Genomic DNA, 21,914 nt, shown 5'->3' on the forward strand with positions numbered 1-21,914 from the left:
GGGGGCGAATCAAATGGCCCGCCACGCCTCCAGCGCCAGGCCCGGCTCGTCCTTGCGGTGGCTCAGCGACAGGGCGCCCGTGGACGGCGCGAGGGTCGCCGCGACCACCCGCCCCTGCGCGTCCTCGGCAAGAGACACCTGCGCGTCGGCGGGAAGTTCAGGACCCGAATCCGTCCACCACGCCCCCGCCGACTCCTGCTCCGTCGGATACGCGGCGAACGCCACCCGCCCACTCGTGGACCGCTGCGCGAGCAGCGTGCAGTCGACCCCGTCGAGCGTGCACCGGACCGCGGACACCGCCCCGGGCCCCGCGCAGCCGAGGAGTTCCACCGGCTCCGCGCCGGCCCGCCACGCGCACACCGTGTCGTTGTCGTCCGTGTAGAACAGCGTCACATGCTCGTCGGAGGTGGTCAGCGCCCGCAGGGTTCCCGGCCGGACCGCCACCTTCAGCGGCTCCTCGTCGAGCGCGGGGACATGGCCGGGACCGGCCTGCGTCCAGCGCAGGATGCCGGCCGGCGTGGCCGCGTACAGCTCGACGAGTCCGCTCGCGCGGGTGACGGCGGCGAGTTCGCCGGTGACCTCACGGCCCTTCAGGTCGCGCCAGGGGCCCCAGCCCCCGCGCTCCTTCTGGCCCCGCATGCTGACCCCGCCGCCCTTGTTGCGTACGAAGACATGCGCGCGGCCCTCGGCGTCCACGGTGACGGCCGGTACACCGGTCTGGCCCCCCTTGGCGTTGGGATGCCCGAGCGGGTTCCAGTCGAGGGCTGCCAGGTGCGGCCTGAAGTGGGTCGAGTGGACGAGTCCCGCCTCCCCGGCGACGGTGGGCCGCCAGGAGACCAGGTGGGCGTAGGCGTCGGCCCCCTGGCCCACGGCGAGCACCGGGTTGACGCGCTGATCGCCACCGACCGCGCGGGGTGCCGTCCACGGGCCGCCGGGACGTTGCTCGGCCCAGCACCACACCGCTTCCTCAAGGGGAGCGTAGGCGCTGAGTCTGCCGTCCCGGCCGCGTATGAGCCAGGTGCCGTTGAGTGTGCGGGCCATTGACACTCCCCCACTCTAATCGGGCCGTGTGATCGCCCTCCGTGCGACCCTGGCCGTATGGACGCTGCCCCGCTCGTGATCGTCGACGCCGCCAACGTGGTGGGGTCCGTCCCCGACGGCTGGTGGCGCGATCGCCGGGGCGCGGCGGAGCGCGTACGGGACCAGCTCGTCCCGTACGCCGACGAGGGGCTCCCGGGCCTCGCGGGGCCCCTGGAGCTGGTCCTCGTGGTCGAGGGCGGCGCCCGCGGTGTGACGTCCGTGCCCGGGGTACGGGTCGAGGCGGCGCCCGGCAGCGGGGACGACCGGATCGTGGAGCTGGTCGCCGAACATCCGGACCGCGCACGCCTGGTGGTCACGGCCGACCGGGAACTGCGGCGCAGAGTCACGGAGTTGGGCGCCGAGGTCACGGGCCCGAGGACCGTCCGACCGTGACCTCGTGACCTCGTGGTCCCGTGGTCCCGTGGTCCCGTAATCCCGTGGTCCCGTGGTCCCGTGGTCCCGTGGTCCCGTCCCGGATCAACCCCGGTCGGCGGCTGCCTTCTCGTCCCGGCCGAGGCGGCTGTGCGAGCGGCCGTAGACGAAGTACACGAGGAAGCCGAGGACCATCCAGATGGCGAACCGCAGCCAGGTCTCGGCGGGCAGGTTCAGCATCAGCCACAGCGAGGCGAGGACCGAGACGATCGGCAGGATCGGGACCAGCGGGGTGCGGAAGGCGCGGGGCAGGTCCGGGCGGGTGCGGCGCAGGATGATCACGCCGATCGCGACGACGACGAACGCGAACAGCGTGCCGATGTTCACCAGCTCGGCGAGTTCGCTGAGGCTGGTGAAGCCGGCGACGATCGCGATGATCACGCCGAGCAGGATGGTCGGCCGGTGCGGGGTCCTGAAGCGCGGGTGGACGTGCGAGAAGAAGCGCGGCAGCAGTCCGTCGCGGCTCATCGCGAAGAAGACCCGGGTCTGGCCGAGCAGCAGGATCATGCAGACGGTGGTGAGGCCGACGGCGGCGCCGAAGCTGATGAAGCCCGCGTACCAGGGGTGTCCGGTGGCCTTGAAGGCGTCGGCGAGCGGGGCGTCCACGGACAGCTTGGTGTAGTGCTGCATGCCGGTCACGACGACCGACACCGCCACGTACAGCGTGGTGCAGATGAGCAGGGAGCCGAGGATGCCGCGGGGCATGTCCCGCTGCGGGTTCCTGGTCTCCTCGGCGGCCGTGGCGACGACGTCGAAGCCGATGAAGGCGAAGAAGACGACGGAGGCGGCGGTGAAGATGCCCATCACGCCGAAGTTGGAGGGCGCCCAGCCGAACATCAGCTGGACGAGCGGCGAGTCCATGCCGCTGCCCGCGTCCACGGGCTTCGCCTTCGGGACGAACGGGTCGTAGTTGTCGCCCTTGATGAAGAAGGCACCGGCGATGATCACGACGAGGACGACGGTCACCTTGATGGCGACCACGACGGCGGTGACCCGCGCGGAGAGTTTCGTGCCGACCACGAGGATGCCGGTGAGCACCAGGACGAGGGCGGCGGCGAGGATGTCGAAGCCGAAGCCGTCGGCCCCCTCTCTGCCGCTGAGCGCCGCGGGCAGGTGCCAGCCCGCGTTGTCGAGCAGCGAGGCGACATAGCCCGACCAGCCGACCGCGACCACCGCGGTGCCGAGGGCGAACTCCAGCACGAGGTCCCAGCCGATGATCCAGGCAGGCAGTTCACCGAGGGAGGCGTACGAGAACGTGTACGCGGAGCCGGCCACCGGGACCGTGGAGGCGAACTCGGCGTAGCAGAGCGCGGCGAGCGCGCAGACGACCCCGGCCACGACGAAGGCCAGGGCGACGGCGGGACCGGCGTTGTTCTTGGCGACCGTGCCGGTGAGGACGAAGATGCCGGTGCCGATGATGACACCGACGCCGAAGACGGTCAGATCCAGGGCGGACAAGGATTTCTTGAGCGCGTGCTCCGGTTCCTCGGTGTCCTGGATGGACTGCTCGATCTTCTTCGTCCTGAAGAGGGTGTTGCTCACGGGCGTACCTCCCACGCTTGTCGTCCTCGACATGATCGAGAGGGTGCGTGGTCCGTATGCCCCGGCGCGTGGGGATTCACGCGAATGGGCCGGTTCAGCCACCGTAAAGGGTGCGGAACCGGCCCATGCGGGTGGGTCGGCCGTGCGGGTCAGTCGCGGGCGGGCTCCGGGGTGGCGTGGGCCTGGTCGTACCGTCCGTCCAGCTTGGAGACCAGTCCGGTGACCTGCCGGGCGATGTCCGGTGCGGTCAGCCCGATCTCGGCCATGACCTCCTTGCGGGAGGCGTGGTCGAGGAAGCGCGGCGGGATGCCGAAGTCGCGCAGGGGTACGTCCACGCCGGCGTCGCGCAGGGCCTGGGCGATCGCCGAGCCGACGCCACCGACGCGGGAGTTGTCCTCGACGGTGACGACCACGCGGTGCCGCTCGGCGAGCGGGGCCATGGCCTCGTCGACGGGTTTGACCCAGCGGGGGTCGACGACGGTGGTGGAGATGCCCTGCTGGTCGAGGAGCCCGGCGATCTCCAGGCACATGGGCGCCAGGGCGCCGACCGAGACGAGGAGCACGTCCGGGGTGTCGGTGCCCGGCTCCCGCAGGAGGTCCATGCCTCCGACGCGGCCCACGGCGGGTACGGCCGGACCGACCGCGCCCTTGGAGAAGCGGACCACGGTCGGCGCGTCCGTGACCTGGACGGCCTCGCGCAGCTGGGCGCGGACCTGGTCGGCGTCGCGGGGCGCGGCGAGTCTGAGGCCCGGTACGACCTGGAGGATCGACATGTCCCACATGCCGTTGTGGGAGGCGCCGTCGGTGCCGGTGACGCCGGCCCGGTCGAGCACGAAGGTGACGCCGCACTTGTGCAGGGCCACGTCCATGAGGACCTGGTCGAAGGCGCGGTTGAGGAAGGTCGCGTAGACCGCGAAGACGGGGTGCAGTCCGCCGGTGGCGAGGCCGGCGGCCGAGACGGCGCCGTGCTGCTCGGCGATGCCGACGTCGTAGATGCGGTTCGGGAAGGCGTCCGCGAACTTCTTCAGGCCGACCGGCTGCAGCATGGCCGCCGTGATCGCGACGACGTCCTCGCGCTCCTTGCCGAGCGCGACCATCTCGTCGCCGAAGACGGACGTCCAGTCGGCGCCGGAGGCCTTGACCGGCAGGCCCGTGTCGGGGTGGATGGGGCCGATGCCGTGGAAGCGGTCCGCCTCGTCGCTCAGGGCGGGCTGGTAGCCGCGGCCCTTCTCGGTGAGGCAGTGCACGATGACCGGGCCGCCGAAGCGCTTGGCGCGGGCGAGCGCGGACTCCAGGGCCTCCATGTCGTGCCCGTCGATGGGTCCGACGTACTTCAGGCCGAGGTCCTCGAACATGCCCTGCGGGGCGATGAAGTCCTTGAGGCCCTTCTTGGCGCCGTGCAGGGTCTCGTAGAGGGGTCTGCCGACGACGGGAGTGCGCTCCAGGAGGTCCTTGCCGCGGGCCAGGAAGCGCTCGTAGCCGTCGGTGGTGCGCAGGGTCGCCAGATGGTTCGCGAGGCCGCCGATGGTCGGCGCGTACGACCGCTCGTTGTCGTTGACGACGATGACGAGCGGGCGGTCCTTGGCGTCGGCGATGTTGTTGAGCGCCTCCCAGGCCATGCCGCCGGTGAGCGCTCCGTCGCCGATGACGGCGACGACGTGGTGGTCGTCCTTGCGCAGCACCTCGTTGGCCTTGGCGAGGCCGTCGGCCCAGCCGAGGACCGTGGAGGCGTGGCTGTTCTCGATGACGTCGTGCTCGGACTCGGCCTGTGAGGGGTAGCCGGACAGGCCGCCCTTCATCTTGAGCTTCGAGAAGTCCTGGCGGCCCGTGAGCAGCTTGTGGACGTAGGACTGGTGTCCGGTGTCCCACAGGATCCGGTCCTTGGGGGACTCGAAGACCCGGTGCAGGGCGATGGTCAGCTCGACGACGCCGAGGTTGGGGCCGAGGTGGCCGCCGGTCTTGGACACCGCGTCGACCAGGAAGGTCCTGATCTCTTCCGCGAGCTGGTCCAGCTGCTCCAGGCTGAGCCGGTCCAGATCGCGCGGTCCCTTGATGCGGGTCAGCAGCGGCACCCGTGCCTCCTTGCAGTAGAGCGATCGAGCGTTGCCGGGCCTGTCGAGTCTAATGTTCCGTCTTTCCCGCCGACGCCCGGGCTGTGCGTCGTACATCACCCGTTCGGCCGTACATCCCCTTCCCTACCGAACCCCCCGACGAACACGAAAGTGCCCGGCACCACCATCGGGTGCCGGGCACTTTCGAGAGCGGCTGCGCCCCTCAGGGGCGCGGGGCTGTGACATTCGCGGCTTCGCCGCGGGGCGCGACCAGCCACGACGGCCCCGCCGCCCCCCACGAACAGCAAGCCCCACAACCTGAGGGGCAACCACGAACCCCTACGCGCGACCCGCGGTCTTCTGCGTCTTGCGCGTGATCGAGTCGATGACGACCGTGGCGAGGAGCACACCACCAGTGATCATGTACTGAACCGGCGTGGCGATGCCCTCAAGGGCGAGGCCGTACTGGATCGAGGTGATCACCATGACACCGAGGAGCGCGTTCCACGTGCGGCCACGGCCACCGAAGAGGCTGGTGCCACCGATGACGGCCGCCGCGATGACGTTCATCAGGAGGTCACCCGCACCCGCGCTCTGGTTGGCCGCGGCGATCTTCGAGGCCCAGAACAGACCGCCGACGGCGGCGAAGAAGCCCGCCAGGGCGAAGACCGAGACACGGACCGCCGTGACGTTGATACCGGCACGACGGGACGCCTCGACGCTGCCGCCGAGCGCGAAGATCTTGCGGCCGTAGCTGGTGCGGCGCAGGACGAAGTCGCTCAGCACCAGGACCAGGATGAAGAGCAGCAGCGCCAGCGGCAGGCCCTTGTACTGGTTGAACATGATCGCGGCGGCGAACGCCACGATCGCGAGCAGGACGGTGCGCATGATCAGGTCGCCCAGCGGCCGGGACGGGATGCCCGCGGCCTCACGGCGGCGGCTGTCCAGGAAGCTGGTGACGAAGAAGAGCACCACGGCGACGAGCGCGAGGCCGTAGGCGGCCGCGACGTCCGAGAAGTAGTACGTGGTCAGCTTGCCGACCACGCCCTCGCCGTCGATGTTGATGGTGCCGTTCTCGCCCAGGATCTGGAGCATGAAGCCGAGCCAGAACAGCAGGCCGGCCAGGGTGACCGCGAACGCGGGGGCGCCGATCCGGGCGAAGAAGAAGCCGTGGAGCGCGCCGATGGCCGCACCGCTCGCGAGGGCGATGAGGACGGCCAGCCACTCGTTCACACCGTGCGTGACGCTCAGTACGGCGGTGATGGCACCCGCGACACCGCTGACCGAGCCGACCGACAGGTCGATCTCGCCGAGCAGCAGCACGAAGATGATGCCGACCGACATCATGCCGGTGGCGACCATCGCGACGGCGATGTTGTTGAGGTTCTCGGCGGAGAGGAAGGCCGAGTTGAGGCTCTGGAAGATGATGCAGATGACGATGAGGCCGAGGACGACCGGGACGGAGCCCAGGTCACCGCCCTTCATCTTGCGCTTGAACTCGCCGACGTAGCCGGCCAGGCCCTGCTCGCGCACGAGCAGCCTGGGGTCGACCACGGTCACCGCGTCGGCGGCGGCCTCGGGGTTCGCGACGGCATGCTCGTCCGTGCTGGCGGAGGTCTTGTCGATGCTCACTTCTGAGCCTCCCCGTTGCGCGCCGCACGACGGGTCACGGCGTTGTCCGTGGCACCGGTGATGGCGGAGATGATCTCTTCCTGCGAGGTCGCCTTGACCTCGAAGACGCCGTTGTTGCGGCCGAGCCGGAGCACGGCCACCTTGTCGGCGACGGCCTTCACATCGGCCATGTTGTGGCTGATGAGCAGGACGGCGTGGCCCCTCTCGCGCAGCCGCTCGACCAGGTCGAGGACCTGGGCGGTCTGCTCGACACCGAGGGCCGCGGTGGGCTCGTCGAGGATGACCAGCTTGGGCTCACCGAGCATGGAGCGGGCGATGGCCACGGTCTGGCGCTGACCGCCGGAGAGCGAGGCGATCGGGATACGCACGCTGGGGATGCGGATCGACAGCGTCTGGAGCAGTTCGCGTGAGCGGCGCTCCATCTCGACCTCGTCGAGGATGCCGCGCTTCTTCAGCTCACGGCCCAGGTAGAGGTTGCCGACGACGTCGATGTTGTCGCACAGCGCGAGGTCCTGGTAGACCGTCGCGACGCCCAGGTGCTGGGCGTCGTGCGGCTTGTTGATCTGGACGGCCTTGCCGTCCCATTCGATGACACCCTCGTCGATCGGGTGCACGCCGGCGATCGTTTTCACCAGCGTGGACTTTCCGGCGCCGTTGTCGCCGACCAGGGCGACCACCTCGCCGGCGTGGACCTCAAGCTCTACATCGGTGAGCGCCTGAACGGCACCGAATCGCTTCGAGACCCCGCGCAACGCCAGAACAGGCGTAGCGGACACGTTAACCATCTCCTTCGCCGCCTGACCCGGCGGGAGGTTGTGCAGAAAAGTTGGGGGAGGAAGTGTTCCGTCCGGCGCCCCGCCCTAGCTTGCGGGGCTGGTGGTTGCGGGGCGCCGGAGGGGCTTCTGGTACGACCGTCCCTCATGGACCACACTTTCGTGGACCACAGGCCCGTACGGGAATTCAGTGACGCGAATTCCCGTACGTGACAGGGGACGTGTCAGTACCTAGTTGAGGCCGGCCTTGCTGCAGGCGGACTTGAACTTGGCGGTGCAGATCTCGTCGATCGTGTAGATGCCGTCCTTGATGACGGTGTCGTTGATGTTGGCCTTGGTCAGCGAGACGACCGGGACGAGCACCGACGGGACGCCCTTGGTGGTGGGACTGTCGACCGAGTCCTTGGCGATGGAGTCGAGCTTCTCGCCCTTGGCGAGCGCGACGGCCATCTGCGCGGCGACGTCCGCCTCCTGCGGGTAGGACTTGTAGACGCTCATGAACTGGTCGCCCGAGACGATGCGCTGCACACCCGCCAGCTCCGCGTCCTGGCCGGTCACGGGCGGCAGCGGGGAGACGCCCGCGGCCTTCAGGGCGGTGATGATACCGCCGGCCATGCCGTCGTTGGCGGAGTAGACGCCGACGATCTTGGTCTTGCCGATCGCCGAGATGGCGCCTTCCATGTTGAGGTTGGCGTTCTCCGGCTTCCACTCCTTCGTGTCGTACGACTTGGCGATGTCCACCTTGCCGTCGAGCTCGGAGAGCGCGCCCTTCTTGAAGAGGGCGGCGTTCGGGTCGGTGACCGCGCCGTTCATCATGACGATCTTCGCGGAGGGCTTGGCCTTGTCGCCCAGGGCCTCCAGGAGCGCCTTGCCCTGGACGCGGCCGACCTCTTCGTTGTCGAAGGAGGTGTAGGCGTCGATCGGGCCCTCGGCGAGGCGGTCGTACGCCACGACGGGGATGCCGGCGTCCTTGGCCTTCTTCACGCCGTTGGCGATGGCCTTGGAGTCCACCGCGTCCACGATCAGCACGTCCACCTTGTTGGTGATCATCGTGTCGACCTGCTGGGACTGCGTGGTGGCGTCCTGCTTGGCGTTGGCGTAGACGACCTCGCCCTTGTCGTTCGTGAGCTCCTTGACCTTCTTCTCGATCAGGGGCTTGTCGAACTTCTCGTACCGAGCGGTCTGGTTCTCCGGAAGGAGGAGGCCGACCTTGATGTTGTCGCCCTTGGCGGCGGTCTTCGTGGAGTCGCTCTTGTCGCCGGACTCCTCGGCGCTGCCACAGGCAGCCAGCGAGACGGCCATCGCACCAGCGGCAACGGCAAAGGCGGCGCGACGCATACGCGTATTCACTTCAGAAACCTCCCTGACGAGGCCGCGACGTTGCGGCCGAGGTGGCTGGAAGTCAACTCGGCCGCACGTGCGACGTCAAGAAGTAAATCCTTAACGGAATGGCAACGCTGCCATCCGTTCTCTAAGTGAAGGCAGGCGTGACAGCAGCGAGCGATCCGTCCAAAAGGGTTGAATCGCCCATCTCGCCCAGTGCGAGGGCGAGTGCCCCGAGGACCTCCGCCCGACCGCCAAGTGCCCCTGGCAGAACGGATAGTTGACGCGCCGCACTAGGGATCGCATAGCGGCCGACGGACTCCCTTATGGGTCCTAGCACGAGCTCTCCGGCCTCGGCGAGATCACCGCCGAGCACCACCCGGCTCGGATTGAGCAGGTTGCACAGATTCGCCACTCCACTGCCGATATGTCGGCCGACGTCGGCGATCACCCGACGACAGCCGGGGTCTCCGTCCCGCGCCAGCCGCACGACACCTTCCATGGTCAGATCCGTGCCGTGGCTGGACTGGAGGAGCGGCAGCACATAGCGCGCCGCCGCGAAGGTCTCCAGGCAGCCCCGGTTGCCGCAGCGGCAGACGGGACCGGACTCATCAAGAGTAATATGCCCGATTTCTCCCGCTGTGCCACCCGGGCCGCGGTAGATCTTGCTGTTGATCACGAGCCCGGCGCCGACACCGCTGGCCACCTTGATGTACGCCAGGTCCCGAACGCCCCTGCCGCTCCCCCAGACGAGTTCCCCGAGGGCTCCGAGGTTGGCGTCGTTGTCCACGTGCACGGGGACGCCCAGGCGCCCCTGGAGCTCCTCCGCGGGCTTGGTGCCGGTCCAGCCCGGCAGGATCGCGGTGGAGCCGAGCGTCCCGGACTCCACGTCGATCGGCCCTGGCACGCCGAGACCCACCCCGGCGACCTTCGCGCGGTCCACGCCGGTGGCCGCGATCAGACGGCTGACCAGCTGCTCCGCCCGGTCGAAGCCCTGGGCGGCGGACGCGTCCACGTCGAGCGGCTCGGACTCCTCGGCCAGCACCTGGTGCGCGAGGTTGCCGACCGCGACGCGCAGATGCGTATGTCCGAAGTCGACGCCGATCACGATGCCGGCGTCGCCGCTGAGGCTGACGCTGCGGGCCCTTCGGCCACCGGCCGAGGTGGGTGTGACCTCGACCGTCCCGCCGTCCTTCAGCTCCCGCACGATGTTGGAGACCGTGGCCGCGGACAGGCCCGTCGCCCTCGCGATCTCCGCCTGCGTGAGCGACCCGGCCAGGCGCACCGCGCGTACGACCCGTTCGAGATTGGCTCGGTGCAGCGACGACTGCGACCCCGGAGTCTCCACGACGACCTCCTGCGTACGGGGTCGCCTCGGTGAGACCCCGTCTATGTCCAACTAGTGAACCCTAAGCTGAGCCGTTGGGGTCGCCTCCCGTCAAGAGGTTGAGCAAGGAAGGGGCGGGTGGGCACCCGTAGGGCGAGGGTGGCCCCGGCTCCAATCCGGGACCACCCCTCACAAACCGAACCGATGACCCGATTGCTACTTGAGCGCTCCCGCGGTCAGTCCCTGCACGACCTGGCGCTGGAAGACGATGTACGCGGCGAGCACCGGCAGCATCGCCATCACGAGGCCCGCGAACAGCCCGGACCAGTCACCCTTGTATCCCTGGCTGACGGCGAGCTGGACGAGCCCCTGGGTGAGCACCTTGTTCTCCGGCTCGGTGTTGAGCACCGTCGGCAGCATGTACTGGTTCCACTGCCCCAGGAAGTTGAAGATGGTGATGCTGATCAGGCCGGGCTTGGCCATCGGCAGCATCACCTGGAAGAACGTCCTGGTGTGCGAGGCCCCGTCCACGAAGGCCGCCTCCGCCACCGAGGTCGGCAGGGTGCGGAAGAAGGACGTCATGAAGAACACGGTGAACGGCAGCGAGTAGCCGATGTAGACCAGGATCAGTCCGGGCAGCGTGTTCAGCAGCGCGAGATTCTGCATGACGTAGAACAGCGGGACCAGCGCCAGGATGATCGGGAAGCTCATTCCTCCGATGAAGAGGAAGTAGATGAAGCGGTTCCCGGGGAACTCGAAGCGCGCGAGGACGTACGCCGCCATGGAGCCCAGCAGCATGGTGCCGAGGAGCGAGAACCCCACCACGATGATCGTGTTGAGGAAGTAGTCGCTCATGTTCGCTTCGGTCCAGGCGCGCGACCAGTTGTCGAAGTGCAGCGAGTCGGGCAGCGCCCAGGGCGAACTGAAGATCTCCTTGTCCGTCTTGAACGAGGTCATCACCGCCCAGAGCAGCGGCATCACCACCATGATCGCCCAGAGGATCAGGAATCCGTGCGAGAAGACGTTGAGGGTCCTGCCGGTGGCCTTCTCCTCGGGCGGGGGCGCGGACGCCGTCTTGGTGACAGGCGGCCTCTCGCCGGCGGTGTCGGCGGGAGGCGTGTCGGTCGTCTTCACTCGTGGCCTCCTCGCGGGTCGGTCAGCTCGGTTCGCATCAGTACTCCAGCCGCTCGCGCCGGCCCAGCTTCATGACGACCGCCACGAACAGCAGCGTCACGGCGAGCAGGGCCACACCGATGGTCGTCGCGTAGGCGGCCTGGCCGTCGCGGAACGCCTTCTGGTACACGTACAGCGGCAGGACGGTCGTCGAGTAGTCGGGGCCGCCGCCGTTCGGGCCCACGGTCATGATCTGCACGACCGCGAAGGACTCGGCGCCGAGCGCCAGGATGCCCACGTAGGCCCAGCCCGACTGCACGGTGTCCCAGAGCAACGGCAGGGTGATCCTGAAGAAGGTCGTGATGCGGTTCGCGCCGTCCAGGAGCGCCGCCTCGTAGTAGTCCCTGGGAATGGAGGCCATTCCCGCGGAGAAGAGCACCACGAAGAAACCGACCGTGCACCAGACGAGTACCGCGAAGACGCACCAGAGGGCCAGTTCCGGATCGCCCAGCCAGTCGGGCTGGACACTGTCGAGACCGACCGCCTTCAGGGCGGAGTTGATCGCGCCGCTGTTGGGGTTGTAGGCGAACTGGAACAGCAGCGCGACGATCGCGATCGACAGCACCTGCGGAAAGAAGTAGACCACCTTGTAGAAGGCGGAGCCGCGTACGCCGGCGATCGCGGCGTTCTTCCGGCGCCGTCCGCCGACATTGAGCATGAAGGCGAAGAACAGCGCCATGGTGAGCGTCACCAACGGCAGCAGCACGACGAGCATCACGCTGTGCTGCAACGACTTCCAGAAGACCTCGTCATCGAGCAGTCTCGTGTAGTTCTTGAAGCCCACCATCTTGAACTCGGGGCTGAGACCGCTCCAGTCCGTGAACGAGTAGTAGATGGACTGGATGAAGGGCCAGATGACGAACAGGCCGTAAATGGCCAGGGGGGCCGTCAAGAACCCCACGATGAAACGGTATTTACCGTGTTGCATTCCTACCGACCCGATCTTCCCGCGGGGGCTGCCGTCGACGCCGCGCGACGAGAACCGGGACCCCGGACGGCGTCCGGGGCCCCGGCCGCGCTCACTGGTGCTTGTAGTGCTGGATGTTCTCGTCCTTGGCCGCCTCGTCGGCGTAGCCCTGGATCTTCTTGATGGCCTCGACCGGGGTGAGCCGCCCCGCCATCATCTCGCCGAGGCCGCCGACGCCGATCTTCTCCTTCTGGAGCGCCACGTACCAGTCCTGGATACGCGGGTTGACCACGTTGTCGCCGGCCTTCTCCAGAGCCGCCACGCCGGCCTTCAGACCCGGCGTCAGCTCGATTCCGTCGGTGCCGCCGTTGAAGGCGGTCAGCGACTTGACCGACGAGGTGAAGTTCTTCGACGAGGCCTCGCTGAGCATGATGCGCAGCTGCTCCATTCCGCCGTCGGTGTTCTTGGCCTTGGCGGGCACGATGAAGGGCTCACCGCCGGAGGCCCAGATGGTGCCGAAGGGCATCTTGTCCGAGCTGTCGATGCCGCTGGGCGCGTTCACCGCGAGGTCGAAGTCCTTCGGCATGGTCTTCGCCGCCTCGTTCTCCACCCAGGAGCCGTTCGGGATGAAGAGCGCCTTGCCCTCGGTCCAGGCGGTCTGGGACTGGATGTGGTCCAGGCCCGGGGTGCCCTTGAGGATGTAGCCCTTCTTGTAGAGCTCGTAGTACGCCTCGAAGCAGGTCTTGACCGCCGGGTGCTTCCAGGCGTTCGGCTCCAGGTTGTCGATGGCGTCCAGGACCTCACGGCCGCCGACCTTGGCGATCATCGGGTAGAGCGAGAAGGGGACGTAGTACGGGTGCTTGCCCGCGTACGTCCAGCCCGCGATGCCCTTCTTCTTCGCCTTCGCGCAGACCGCGAGCATGTCGTCCCAGGTCTCCGGGTACGTCGCGTCGAGGCCGTCCAGCGCCTTCTGCGAGTACCACACGCCGTAGATCGTGTACGCGTAGTACATGATCCAGACCGGGTCGCCGTCGAACTGGCCCATCTCGACGATGCCGGGGCGCAGGGTGTCCCGGACCTTCTTGGCCGGGTCGTCGAAGGACGGCGCGTCCAGCAGCGGGGTGAGGTCCGAGAGCTGCTTCTTGCCGACCAGGACGCCCATGTCCATCTGCTCGGCACCGGAGTTGTCGATCAGGTCGGGCGGGGTTCCCTGGTTGAAGCGCGGCTGCAGGACCGACTGGATCTTCTGGGTCGAGGAGAACTTGACCTTCGCCTTGGGGAAGTTCTTCTCGTAGACCGCCTTGGCGTCCTCGGCGTACTGCGTACCGAAACCGCCGTCGAAGATCACGATCTCCAGCGGCGCGCTCGCGTTGACGGCGAGCGGATTCCCCTTGGTCTTCTTTCCCTTGTCGACCTTTTCGTCGCTGCCGCTGTCACCGCTGGCACACGCGGACAGAAAGCCCATCGTGGGTACGGAAATCAGACCGAGCGCGGCGGACCGCTTGATCAGGTCGCGCCGGCCGACACCCTCGCGGTCGTTGTGTGCGGAAGTGGATCCCATGCTCAAGTCCTCGCCTTCGTCAGGACTCAGGCGGTGAACCGGACCCTCCCCGGCACCGCGGTTGGTACTGCATTACCCGGGGGAAACCCCCGGTCCCCCGGCAGGCATAGCAGGTCGGACGGACTGCCCGGCGCTTGAGCGAGGGAACATCAGTAGAGCTGGATCGTGCCTGGAATACCGGGAGCCGCGGGAATGCACGGCACGCCGCTGTTCGCCGCGCCCCCTCGCCTGCCGGCAACCGCCTGCCCGCGACCGGTCGAACGATCGGGGCGGACGCCGACAGGTATAGTCCACTTCCCGCCAACGGAGCAAGATCGAATGCACAGTTGGCCGACCTCTTTCCCGAAGTGAGACCTCGCGGAAATATGAGCTGCCCGGACGCCGGGGGCCGCACAGCGGGCGATCAGGCAACGACCAGCGCCCGAACAGGAGCCCGACAGGCGGGTCCACGAGGGGGCCGTCGAGCCGGTTGTCGCCATGACCCCCGTACACCACATACAACACCCTTGACAGCACCGGCCACTTGACTCCCTACTGGACCTGCGCAGCGAATTTGACAACGTTGTCCAGGCGCACGTGACAGGGAGGGTGCTGGCGCATGCACCACAGATCTCGGCAAGGGTCTCCGTACAGATCCCGGTTCGGAACACGGCACGGGTGGGGTTCCACGGCGGTCCTCGGAGCCGCCGCCTTCGCACTGGTGGTGGCCTCCCAGGGCGCCGCCGTAGCCCGTCCCGGTGAAGCGGCGGCGGCGGACAGGGAGTTCGGCTCCTCCTTCGAGACGGGTGAACCCGCACCCGATTGGCTCAACACGGTCGACACCTCGGCGGACGGCACCAAGCGCGCCGCGGGAGTCGACGGCGGTTACAGCACCGGCATCCCCGGCAATGTGACGGACCACGTCACGGACGTCCGCGCGAGCGCCGAGAACACCGGCGGGGGCGAGGTGAAGGAGAACCTCGCCGATGTCGAGCCCAGCACCAAGTGGCTGACCTTCGCGCCCACCGGCTGGGCGGAGTTCGAGCTGGACGCCCCCGTCAAGCTGCTCTCGTACGCGCTCACGTCGGCCAACGACCACGACGAGCGCGACCCCGTCGACTGGACCTTCCAGGGCTCCACGGACGGCAAGGACTGGAAGACCCTCGACACCCGGACCGGCGAGTCCTTCGCCGAGCGGTTCCAGACGAAGTCGTACAAACTCGGCGAACCGGCCGAGTACCAGCACTTCCGGCTCGACATCACCAAGAACAACGGGGCCTCCGACGCCCTGCAGCTCGCCGACGTCCAGTTCTCGACGGTCGACGAGGAAGACCCCACGCCCAAGGACATGCTCTCCCTCGTGGACCGCGGTCCGAGCGGCTCCCCGACGGCCAAGGCGGGCGCGGGCTTCACCGGCAAGAAGGCCCTGCGGTACGCGGGCACCCACAAGGCGGACGGCCGCGCCTACTCGTACAACAAGGTCTTCGACGTGAACGTGGCCGTCGGCCGCGACACCGAGCTGGCCTACCGGATCTTCCCGTCGATGGCGGACGGCGACCGGGACTACGACGCCACGAACGTGTCGGTCGACCTCGCCTTCACGGACGGCACCTACCTAAGTGACCTGCGCGCCCAGGACCAGCACGGGTTCGCGCTGACACCGCAGGGCCAGGGCGCCTCGAAGGTGCTGTACGTCAACCAGTGGAACGACGTCACCTCGCGGATCGGCTCGGTCGCGGCCGGCCGGACCGTGGACCGCGTACTGGTCGCGTACGACTCCCCGAAGGGTCCGGCCAAGTTCCGCGGCTGGCTGGACGACGTGAACCTGAGCGTGAAGAAGCCCGAGAAGCCCAAGGCGCATCTCTCGGACTACGCGTCGACCACCCGCGGCACCAACTCCAGCGGCGGTTTCTCGCGCGGCAACAACTTCCCGGCGACGGCCGTGCCGCACGGCTTCAACTTCTGGACCCCGGTGACGAACGCGGGTTCGCTGAGCTGGCTGTACGACTACGCGCGCTCCAACAACGCGGACAACCTCCCCACCGTCCAGGCGTTCAGCGCGAGCCACGAGCCCAGCCCCTGGATGGGCGACCGGCAGACCTTCCAGGTGATGCCGTCGGCCGCGTCCGGCACCCCGGAGACGGGCCGCACCGCCCGCGCGCTGCCCTTCAGGCACGAGAACGAGACGGCACGCCCGTACTACTACGGCGTGACGTTCGAGAACGGGCTGAAGACGGAGATGACGCCGACGGACCACGCGGCGGCGATGCGGTTCACCTTCCCCGGTGACGACGCGAACGTCCTCTTCGACAACGTCACGGACCAGGCGGGTCTGACCCTCGACAAGGAGAGCGGCACCTTCACCGGCTACTCGGACGTCAAGTCCGGTCTGTCGACGGGCGCCACCCGCCTCTTCGTGTACGGGACCTTCGACGCGCCCGTCACCGAGGGAAGCTCCTCGGGGGTCAAGGGCTATCTGAAGTTCAAGCCGGGCGCCGACCGCACGGTCACCCTGCGCATCGCCACCTCGCTCATCAGCATCGACCAGGCCAAGGACAACCTCCGTCAGGAGATCCCGGACGGCACGTCCTTCGACAAGGTCGAGTCGCGCGCCCAGAAGGCGTGGGACAAGATCCTGGGCAAGGTCGAGGTCGAGGGCGCGACCCCGGACCAGCTGACGACGCTGTACTCCAGCCTCTACCGGCTGTACCTGTACCCGAACTCCGGCTTCGAGAAGGTCGGCGGCAAGTACCAGTACGCCTCGCCGTTCTCGGCGATGCCAGGCCCTGACACCCCGACACACACCGGCGCGAAGATCGTCGACGGCAAGGTGTACGTCAACAACGGCTTCTGGGACACCTACCGGACGACCTGGCCCGCCTACTCGCTCCTCACGCCCGGCCAGGCCGGTGAGATGGTCGACGGCTTCGTGCAGCAGTACAAGGACGGCGGCTGGACCTCGCGCTGGTCCTCGCCCGGCTACGCGGACCTGATGACCGGCACGTCCTCCGACGTGGCGTTCGCGGACGCGTACGTCAAGGGCGTCGACTTCGACGCGGAGTCGGCGTACGACGCGGCCGTGAAGAACGCGACCGTCGTGCCGCCCTCCTCGGGTGTGGGCCGCAAGGGCATGACCACCTCGCCCTTCATCGGCTACACGAGCACCGACACCCACGAGGGCCTGTCGTGGGCGCTTGAGGGCTACCTCAACGACTACGGCATCTCGAAGATGGGCGAGGCGCTCTACAGGGAGACCGGCAAGAAGAAGTACAAGGAGGAGTCCGCGTACTTCCTCAACCGGGCCCAGGAGTACGTCAACCTCTTCGACTCGAAGGCCGGTTTCTTCCAGGGCAAGGACGCCAAGGGCGACTGGCGGGTGGACTCCGAGAAGTACGACCCGCGCGTGTGGGGTTACGACTACACCGAGACCAACGGCTACGGGTACGCCTTCACCGCGCCGCAGGACTCGCGCGGGCTGGCCAACCTGTACGGCGGCCGGTCGGGACTCGCGGAGAAGCTGGACACGTACTTCGGCACCCCGGAGACCGCCGGGCCCGAGTTCGTCGGCTCGTACGGGGGCGTCATCCACGAGATGACCGAGGCCCGCGACGTCCGCATGGGCATGTACGGGCACTCCAACCAGGTGGCCCACCACGTGAACTACATGTACGACGCGGCCGGCCAGCCCTGGAAGACCCAGAAGAACGTGCGTGAGGTCCTCTCGCGGCTCTACACGGGCAGCGAGATCGGCCAGGGCTACCACGGCGACGAGGACAACGGCGAGCAGTCGGCCTGGTACCTCTTCTCCTCGCTCGGCTTCTACCCGCTGGTCATGGGCAGCGGCGAATACGCCGTCGGCTCACCGCTGTTCACCAAGGCGACCGTGCACCTGGAGAACGGCCGGGACCTCGTCGTGAAGGCCCCGAAGAACAGCGCGAAGAACGTCTACGTGCAGGGTCTGAAGGTCAACGGCAAGAAGTGGACGTCGACCTCGCTCCCGCACTCGCTCATCTCGCGCGGCGCGGTGATCGAGTTCGACATGGGGTCGAAGCCGTCCTCGTGGGGCACCGGCAAGAACGCGGCGCCCGTGTCGATCACGCAGGACGACAAGGTGCCGGCTCCCCGGAGCGATGCCGTCAAGGGCGAGGGCGCGCTGTTCGACAACACGTCGGCCACGAACGCCACCGTCACGTCCGCGGACCTGCCGACCGCCGACCCGGTCAAGGCCGTTCAGTACACGCTGACGTCGGCCGACGGCGCCAAGGCTCCCAAGGGCTGGGTCCTCCAGGGCTCGTCCGACGGGACCACGTGGAAGGACCTCGACAAGCGCTCCGGGCAGTCCTTCGCCTGGGACAAGCAGACGCGGGCCTTCTCGGTCGCGGCACCCGGTACGTACGCGAAGTACCGCCTGGTCCTCGACGGTGAGGCGACGCTGGCGGAGGTGGAACTGCTGGGCTGACACCGGCCCGGCTGAACTCCCCCGCACACGGCACCGGTTACGGCAGGACGGTAACCGGTGCCGTGTCGTTGGCGGGGTCGGGGTTGGGGTCGGGTTCGGGGTCCCGGCGGGAGGTGTCGGCGGTGTCCGTCACGCGGACACCGCCCTCACCACAGGACATGAGTACGTGCCCTTGTCCAGGTCGCGGGAGGGCTCGTACACGTCCTCGTCGACGGCCCCCTCGGGCTGCTCGACCACGGTGACGCCCGGGGGTGGCCGGCCCGTTGTTGCGCACTTTCAGGCGCACGTGTGCTCGGTGCCTCGCTCACCGCTCACCGCTCACCTCGACGGGGAAGACCTCGAAGTCGGCGTGGGTGTCGTCCTGCGTGCCGACACGGCTCCTGGCCGTCATGTCCTCGGCCCGGACGTGGAAGGGCACCTTCTTCTCCGGCCCGGAGTCGTCCCCCGGGGCCGGTGCCGCAGCCGGTGAGTCCGCCCAGCGACAGCGGCATCACCAGCGCCAGCGCCAGGCAGACGGCGGCCGGTCGCCGTACCGTGTCCCGCTCGTTCATGCGCCCTTCCGCGGGAGAACGTACCCACCTCAGAAGTGGCTCAAGATTCCAACTGCGGCGGATGCGGGCTCCGTTGGGGAGGTAGAGTCGTTTTCAGACCACCGACCACCGACCACCGACCACCGGACAACGTTGTCGCGTCCGTGGTCCACACGACCCCCTCCCCTCCGGCCAGGCCTTCCCCCGACCTGCCCGGCTCGCGGACCCGGTGGATTACGGCCACCGGGTCCGCCCAGAGCAGCCCGGGAGGTTCCCGCCCCGGAGTCGACGGGGCCGGTCCCGGACGGGCCGCGAAGCCGCTCAGCCCGGACGGCACGCCGGAGCGGTCGCCGTATCACCTCCGGAGCCCTGGACGACGTAACCGAACGTGGTGCTCTCGCCCGGGTCGAGCGACCCGTTCCAGTCGGCGTTGTGGACCATCACGTTCTGGCCGCTGTACGTGGCGTTGCCGCTCCAGAGGCTGGCCACGGACTGCCCGCTCGGCAGCGACCAGTCGACCATCCAGCCGAGCAGCGGCACGTCCCCGCTGTTGGTGACGGTCACCTCGGACTGGAAGCCGCCCGACCAACTGCCCGTCGTACGGCGGTCGGCGGAGCAGGCACCGGCCGGGGGCTCGGTCGGGTTGCCCGGGTCGTGGATGCCGGTCACCTCTCCGTTGCCGCCGTCGAAGACGATGTCGGAGCAGGAGTAGAAGGTCTCCGCGCTGTCCGAGCGCTGCCAGACCATGTAGACGAGGTGGCGCCCCGACTTGCCGGCCGGGAGTTGGCCGGACCAGGAGTAGTTGGCCTCGACCGTGCCCGGGGACCCGTTGAGCGGCGGGTGGTCGACGCTCAGGAACGGCTGTTCCTCCAGGTCGTTCCAGGTGAGCGCCTTGGTCGGGTCGAACCCGTCCTTGGTGAGGTAGACGTAGAACCAGCCCGGGTGCGCGGCCCAGGCGTTGTAGGAGAAGTCGACGGTCGCGCCCGAGGTGAGATGGGTGAGCGGCCAGTCGGCGCTCGGCGTGTTGAAGCCGGTGAAGTTGGTGTTGCCGCCGCTGCACAGTTCGCCGTCGGGCACGAAGCCGCGGGTGCGGCCGGCGCCGTCGGAGCGCAGGACCGAGAACCAGTTGTAGAACGGCGTCGTACCGCTGACCTGCTGTGCCGACTTGCAGGCGGGGTTGACCGGCTTGATCTCACCGGTGTCGGTGAGCGCGTCCTGCCAGCACAGGAAGGTGCGGCTGGCGGGCTTCATCGGGGTGCCGTGGGCTTCGGCCTCGCCACCCGCCGAGACCACCAGGCCGAGGGCGGGGACCGTGACGACCAGGGCCAGCAGGATGAGGAGGAAGGCTCTGCCGCGGGCGGGGAGCGGGAGACGGCCGAGCGGTGAGCGGCGTGGCGGGCGTCGAGGTGGCTGGGGCGGGGTCATTGTCAGGCTCATGACAGCAGCGTCCATCCCTTCGTTCACAGGCCGTGTGATGTGCGTGTGGTGTACGTACGGGATGTGTGAGGTGGGGGCGGCCCCGGGGCGGGTTCCGGTCCACCCGGAATGGGAGCGCTCCCACCCCACGTGCTGTCGAAGCTAGCGCGGAGCAACGCACATGTAAACGGCTGACGCGCGAGGGCCGCACCCGGACAGGTGCGGCCCTCGCGATGACGGGTGACTCATGACGCTCGGAGGGGGCTTCCGACGAAGCTCAGCGGTGGTGAGGTGACGTCAGGTAGTGCTGTCGCAGGAGCTCCTTGCCGTAGTCGTTGCCGTTGGGGGTGCGGATGATGGAGTGCACGTGCATCTGGGTCGCGCCGCTGCCCTGCGAGGCGCCGTAGGCGCCCGCGAGCGGGCCGGGGGCCTGGCAGTCGACCTCGACCCAGACGACCGGGCCGTGCACCCGTACGTAGAAGGCCGAGTCGTCAGCGATGCCGCCCGCCCAGGTGACGTACGTGTCGTTCAGGTGGGCCCGGACCTCGGCCAGTCGGGCCTTGGCGACATCGGCCTTGGCCCGGCCGGCGAAGGCCTCGACGATGCCGAGGAGCTTGAGCTTCTGGGCGCCGGTGAGGGCCGTGCCGCGGATGCCGGTGTACTCCTGGACCGCGTTGTCGGCGAAGGCGCCGGCCTTCATGGACTCGTTCGACTTCGTGGTCGACTCGATCGCGACCGTCCGCTGGGCCTCGGTGAGGGAGTTGATGAAGGCGAGGCTCGCCGTGACCTCCTCCTTGCACACCGAGACGGTCGTGCCGTCGATCTCGATCTCGGTCGGCTCCGAGCCCCAGAAGCAGGGGCTCATGACGACCTGGCCGCCGAGCACGAAGTAGTTGATGACCAGGTGGTGCCCGTCGAACTGGAAGCCCCAGGGCTCGGTGGCGGACGGCGTGCCCATCACTGTGTAGGAGAAGGCCTCCTCGTTGAAGGAGGCCGTGTTGTCGATCGCCTCCCCCGCGGCCTGGTTGATCCTGCGGATCTTCTCCGTGGTCTCCAGGCCGTCGGCACTGAGCGCCGACTTCAGCAGGGCCTTGCCGAGCGCCTGCTGCTCGTCGGAGAGGTCGGCGATCGAGACGCCCTGACGGTCGTACGCGTCGACGTTGCTCCACAGCCGCCACTCGGTGGAGTGCACGGTGAACTGCGTCGACGACTTCTGCGTGGCACTCAGTCCGGCCAGGAAGGCGTTGGCCGCGGCGATCACCGGGGCGGTCGCGACGCCCTCGGAGTGGACCGTGAACAGGTCGTCGATCTTCTTGCCGTCGGTGGTCAGGCCGAAGAAGTCCTCGGTGATGGACTGATTGCCGGGGCCTCCGGCGCCGCCGCCGGGACCTCCGCTCGGGGTGCCGCTCGGGGTGCCGCTCGGGACGGCCGAGGCGGTCGCGCCGGTCTCGTCGGCGGCGAGGGCGGCCCAGGCGCCGGCCCCGCCCATCGTCGCGACCGCGGTGGCGCCACTGGCGAAGAAGACCTTGCGCATGAAGTTCCGTCGGTTCGCGTGGGCCTGACGGCCTGTCTGCGGCTCCTGCGCCGTCGGCTCCCCGCTGTCGAACTCCGTCATCGCAACCGGCTCCTGCTCCGCCATGGCCAACCCCTTTTCGCCGTGGGCCGGTCCCTGCCGGACGGCCGCGTGGGACGACTTTGGGGGGTCGACCTGAGTCCAACCTGAAGTAGG

At 68.4% G+C, this 21,914-nt stretch carries 14 protein-coding genes; 2 read left to right on the forward strand and 12 right to left on the reverse strand.

Annotated elements, in window-relative coordinates; genetic code table 11:
* Positions 1-9: 9 nt before the first annotated feature.
* Entirely contained in the window at positions 10-1,041 is a 1,032-nt protein-coding gene (locus tag ACIOKD_RS02355) for a hypothetical protein (protein ID WP_402076982.1), read from the reverse strand.
* 57 nt (positions 1,042-1,098) lie between these two features.
* On the opposite strand from ACIOKD_RS02355, the gene ACIOKD_RS02360 reads away from it, so the two are divergent.
* Positions 1,099-1,473 carry an NTP pyrophosphohydrolase gene (locus ACIOKD_RS02360; protein WP_402076985.1) on the forward strand — a complete coding sequence of 125 codons (375 nt, stop codon included), beginning with the start codon at positions 1,099-1,101 and terminating at the stop codon, positions 1,471-1,473.
* Between the two features lie 84 nt (positions 1,474-1,557).
* On the opposite strand, the gene ACIOKD_RS02365 is transcribed toward ACIOKD_RS02360, so the two are convergent.
* The 9 genes from ACIOKD_RS02365 to ngcE form a co-directional block, all read right to left on the reverse strand.
* The gene (locus ACIOKD_RS02365) at positions 1,558-3,054 is read right to left on the reverse strand and encodes an amino acid permease (protein WP_402076988.1); all 1,497 of its coding nucleotides are present in this window, start codon (positions 3,052-3,054) and stop codon (positions 1,558-1,560) included.
* Positions 3,055-3,203: 149 nt separating this feature from the next.
* The gene (gene dxs, locus ACIOKD_RS02370) at positions 3,204-5,126 is read right to left on the reverse strand and encodes a 1-deoxy-D-xylulose-5-phosphate synthase (RefSeq protein WP_402076991.1); all 1,923 of its coding nucleotides are present in this window, start codon (positions 5,124-5,126) and stop codon (positions 3,204-3,206) included.
* A gap of 318 nt (positions 5,127-5,444) precedes the next feature.
* Positions 5,445-6,737, reverse strand: a complete 1,293-nt coding sequence (locus ACIOKD_RS02375; RefSeq protein ID WP_384815339.1) for a sugar ABC transporter permease — start codon at positions 6,735-6,737, stop codon at positions 5,445-5,447.
* Positions 6,734-7,522, reverse strand: coding sequence for an ATP-binding cassette domain-containing protein (locus tag ACIOKD_RS02380; protein WP_402076994.1), 789 nt, complete (start codon positions 7,520-7,522; stop codon positions 6,734-6,736). The genes ACIOKD_RS02375 and ACIOKD_RS02380 overlap by 4 nt, the downstream gene beginning before the upstream one ends.
* Positions 7,523-7,741: 219 nt before the next feature.
* A complete protein-coding gene (locus tag ACIOKD_RS02385) occupies positions 7,742-8,848 on the reverse strand; it encodes a substrate-binding domain-containing protein (protein WP_402077682.1) in 1,107 nt (368 codons plus the stop codon).
* A gap of 133 nt (positions 8,849-8,981) precedes the next feature.
* A complete protein-coding gene (locus ACIOKD_RS02390) occupies positions 8,982-10,181 on the reverse strand; it encodes an ROK family protein (RefSeq protein ID WP_402076997.1) in 1,200 nt (399 codons plus the stop codon).
* A gap of 195 nt (positions 10,182-10,376) precedes the next feature.
* On the reverse strand, positions 10,377-11,294 hold the full coding sequence (locus ACIOKD_RS02395) for a carbohydrate ABC transporter permease (RefSeq protein ID WP_402077000.1): 918 nt from the start codon (positions 11,292-11,294) through the stop codon (positions 10,377-10,379).
* Between the two features lie 37 nt (positions 11,295-11,331).
* Entirely contained in the window at positions 11,332-12,261 is a 930-nt protein-coding gene (locus ACIOKD_RS02400; protein WP_402077002.1) for a carbohydrate ABC transporter permease, read from the reverse strand.
* Positions 12,262-12,352: 91 nt separating this feature from the next.
* Positions 12,353-13,801, reverse strand: a complete 1,449-nt coding sequence (ngcE, locus tag ACIOKD_RS02405; RefSeq protein ID WP_402077004.1) for an N-acetylglucosamine/diacetylchitobiose ABC transporter substrate-binding protein — start codon at positions 13,799-13,801, stop codon at positions 12,353-12,355.
* A gap of 598 nt (positions 13,802-14,399) precedes the next feature.
* Here ngcE and ACIOKD_RS02410 point away from each other — a divergent pair.
* Positions 14,400-18,239, forward strand: coding sequence for a GH92 family glycosyl hydrolase (locus ACIOKD_RS02410; protein WP_402077006.1), 3,840 nt, complete (start codon positions 14,400-14,402; stop codon positions 18,237-18,239).
* An 851-nt stretch (positions 18,240-19,090) separates the two neighbouring features.
* On the opposite strand, the gene ACIOKD_RS02415 is transcribed toward ACIOKD_RS02410, so the two are convergent.
* Both ACIOKD_RS02415 and ACIOKD_RS02420 read right to left on the reverse strand, forming a co-directional pair.
* Entirely contained in the window at positions 19,091-20,206 is a 1,116-nt protein-coding gene (locus ACIOKD_RS02415; RefSeq protein ID WP_402077008.1) for a lytic polysaccharide monooxygenase, read from the reverse strand.
* A 256-nt stretch (positions 20,207-20,462) separates the two neighbouring features.
* Positions 20,463-21,824, reverse strand: a complete 1,362-nt coding sequence (locus tag ACIOKD_RS02420; RefSeq protein ID WP_402077010.1) for a DUF3500 domain-containing protein — start codon at positions 21,822-21,824, stop codon at positions 20,463-20,465.
* Positions 21,825-21,914: the final 90 nt, after the last annotated feature.

Source organism: Streptomyces sp. NPDC087844, assembly GCF_044742785.1.
Lineage (GTDB): Bacteria > Actinomycetota > Actinomycetes > Streptomycetales > Streptomycetaceae > Streptomyces.

Coding starts and splice junctions, on each gene's coding strand:
- ACIOKD_RS02355 (WP_402076982.1), bottom strand. CDS start 1,041: ATGGCCCGCACACTCAACGGCACCTGGCTCATACGCGGCCGGGACGGC.
- ACIOKD_RS02360 (WP_402076985.1), top strand. CDS start 1,099: ATGGACGCTGCCCCGCTCGTGATCGTCGACGCCGCCAACGTGGTGGGG.
- ACIOKD_RS02380 (WP_402076994.1), bottom strand. CDS start 7,522: ATGGTTAACGTGTCCGCTACGCCTGTTCTGGCGTTGCGCGGGGTCTCG.
- ACIOKD_RS02385 (WP_402077682.1), bottom strand. CDS start 8,848: ATGCGTCGCGCCGCCTTTGCCGTTGCCGCTGGTGCGATGGCCGTCTCG.
- ACIOKD_RS02400 (WP_402077002.1), bottom strand. CDS start 12,261: ATGCAACACGGTAAATACCGTTTCATCGTGGGGTTCTTGACGGCCCCC.
- ngcE (WP_402077004.1), bottom strand. CDS start 13,801: ATGGGATCCACTTCCGCACACAACGACCGCGAGGGTGTCGGCCGGCGC.
- ACIOKD_RS02410 (WP_402077006.1), top strand. CDS start 14,400: ATGCACCACAGATCTCGGCAAGGGTCTCCGTACAGATCCCGGTTCGGA.
- ACIOKD_RS02415 (WP_402077008.1), bottom strand. CDS start 20,206: ATGAGCCTGACAATGACCCCGCCCCAGCCACCTCGACGCCCGCCACGC.
- ACIOKD_RS02420 (WP_402077010.1), bottom strand. CDS start 21,824: ATGGCGGAGCAGGAGCCGGTTGCGATGACGGAGTTCGACAGCGGGGAG.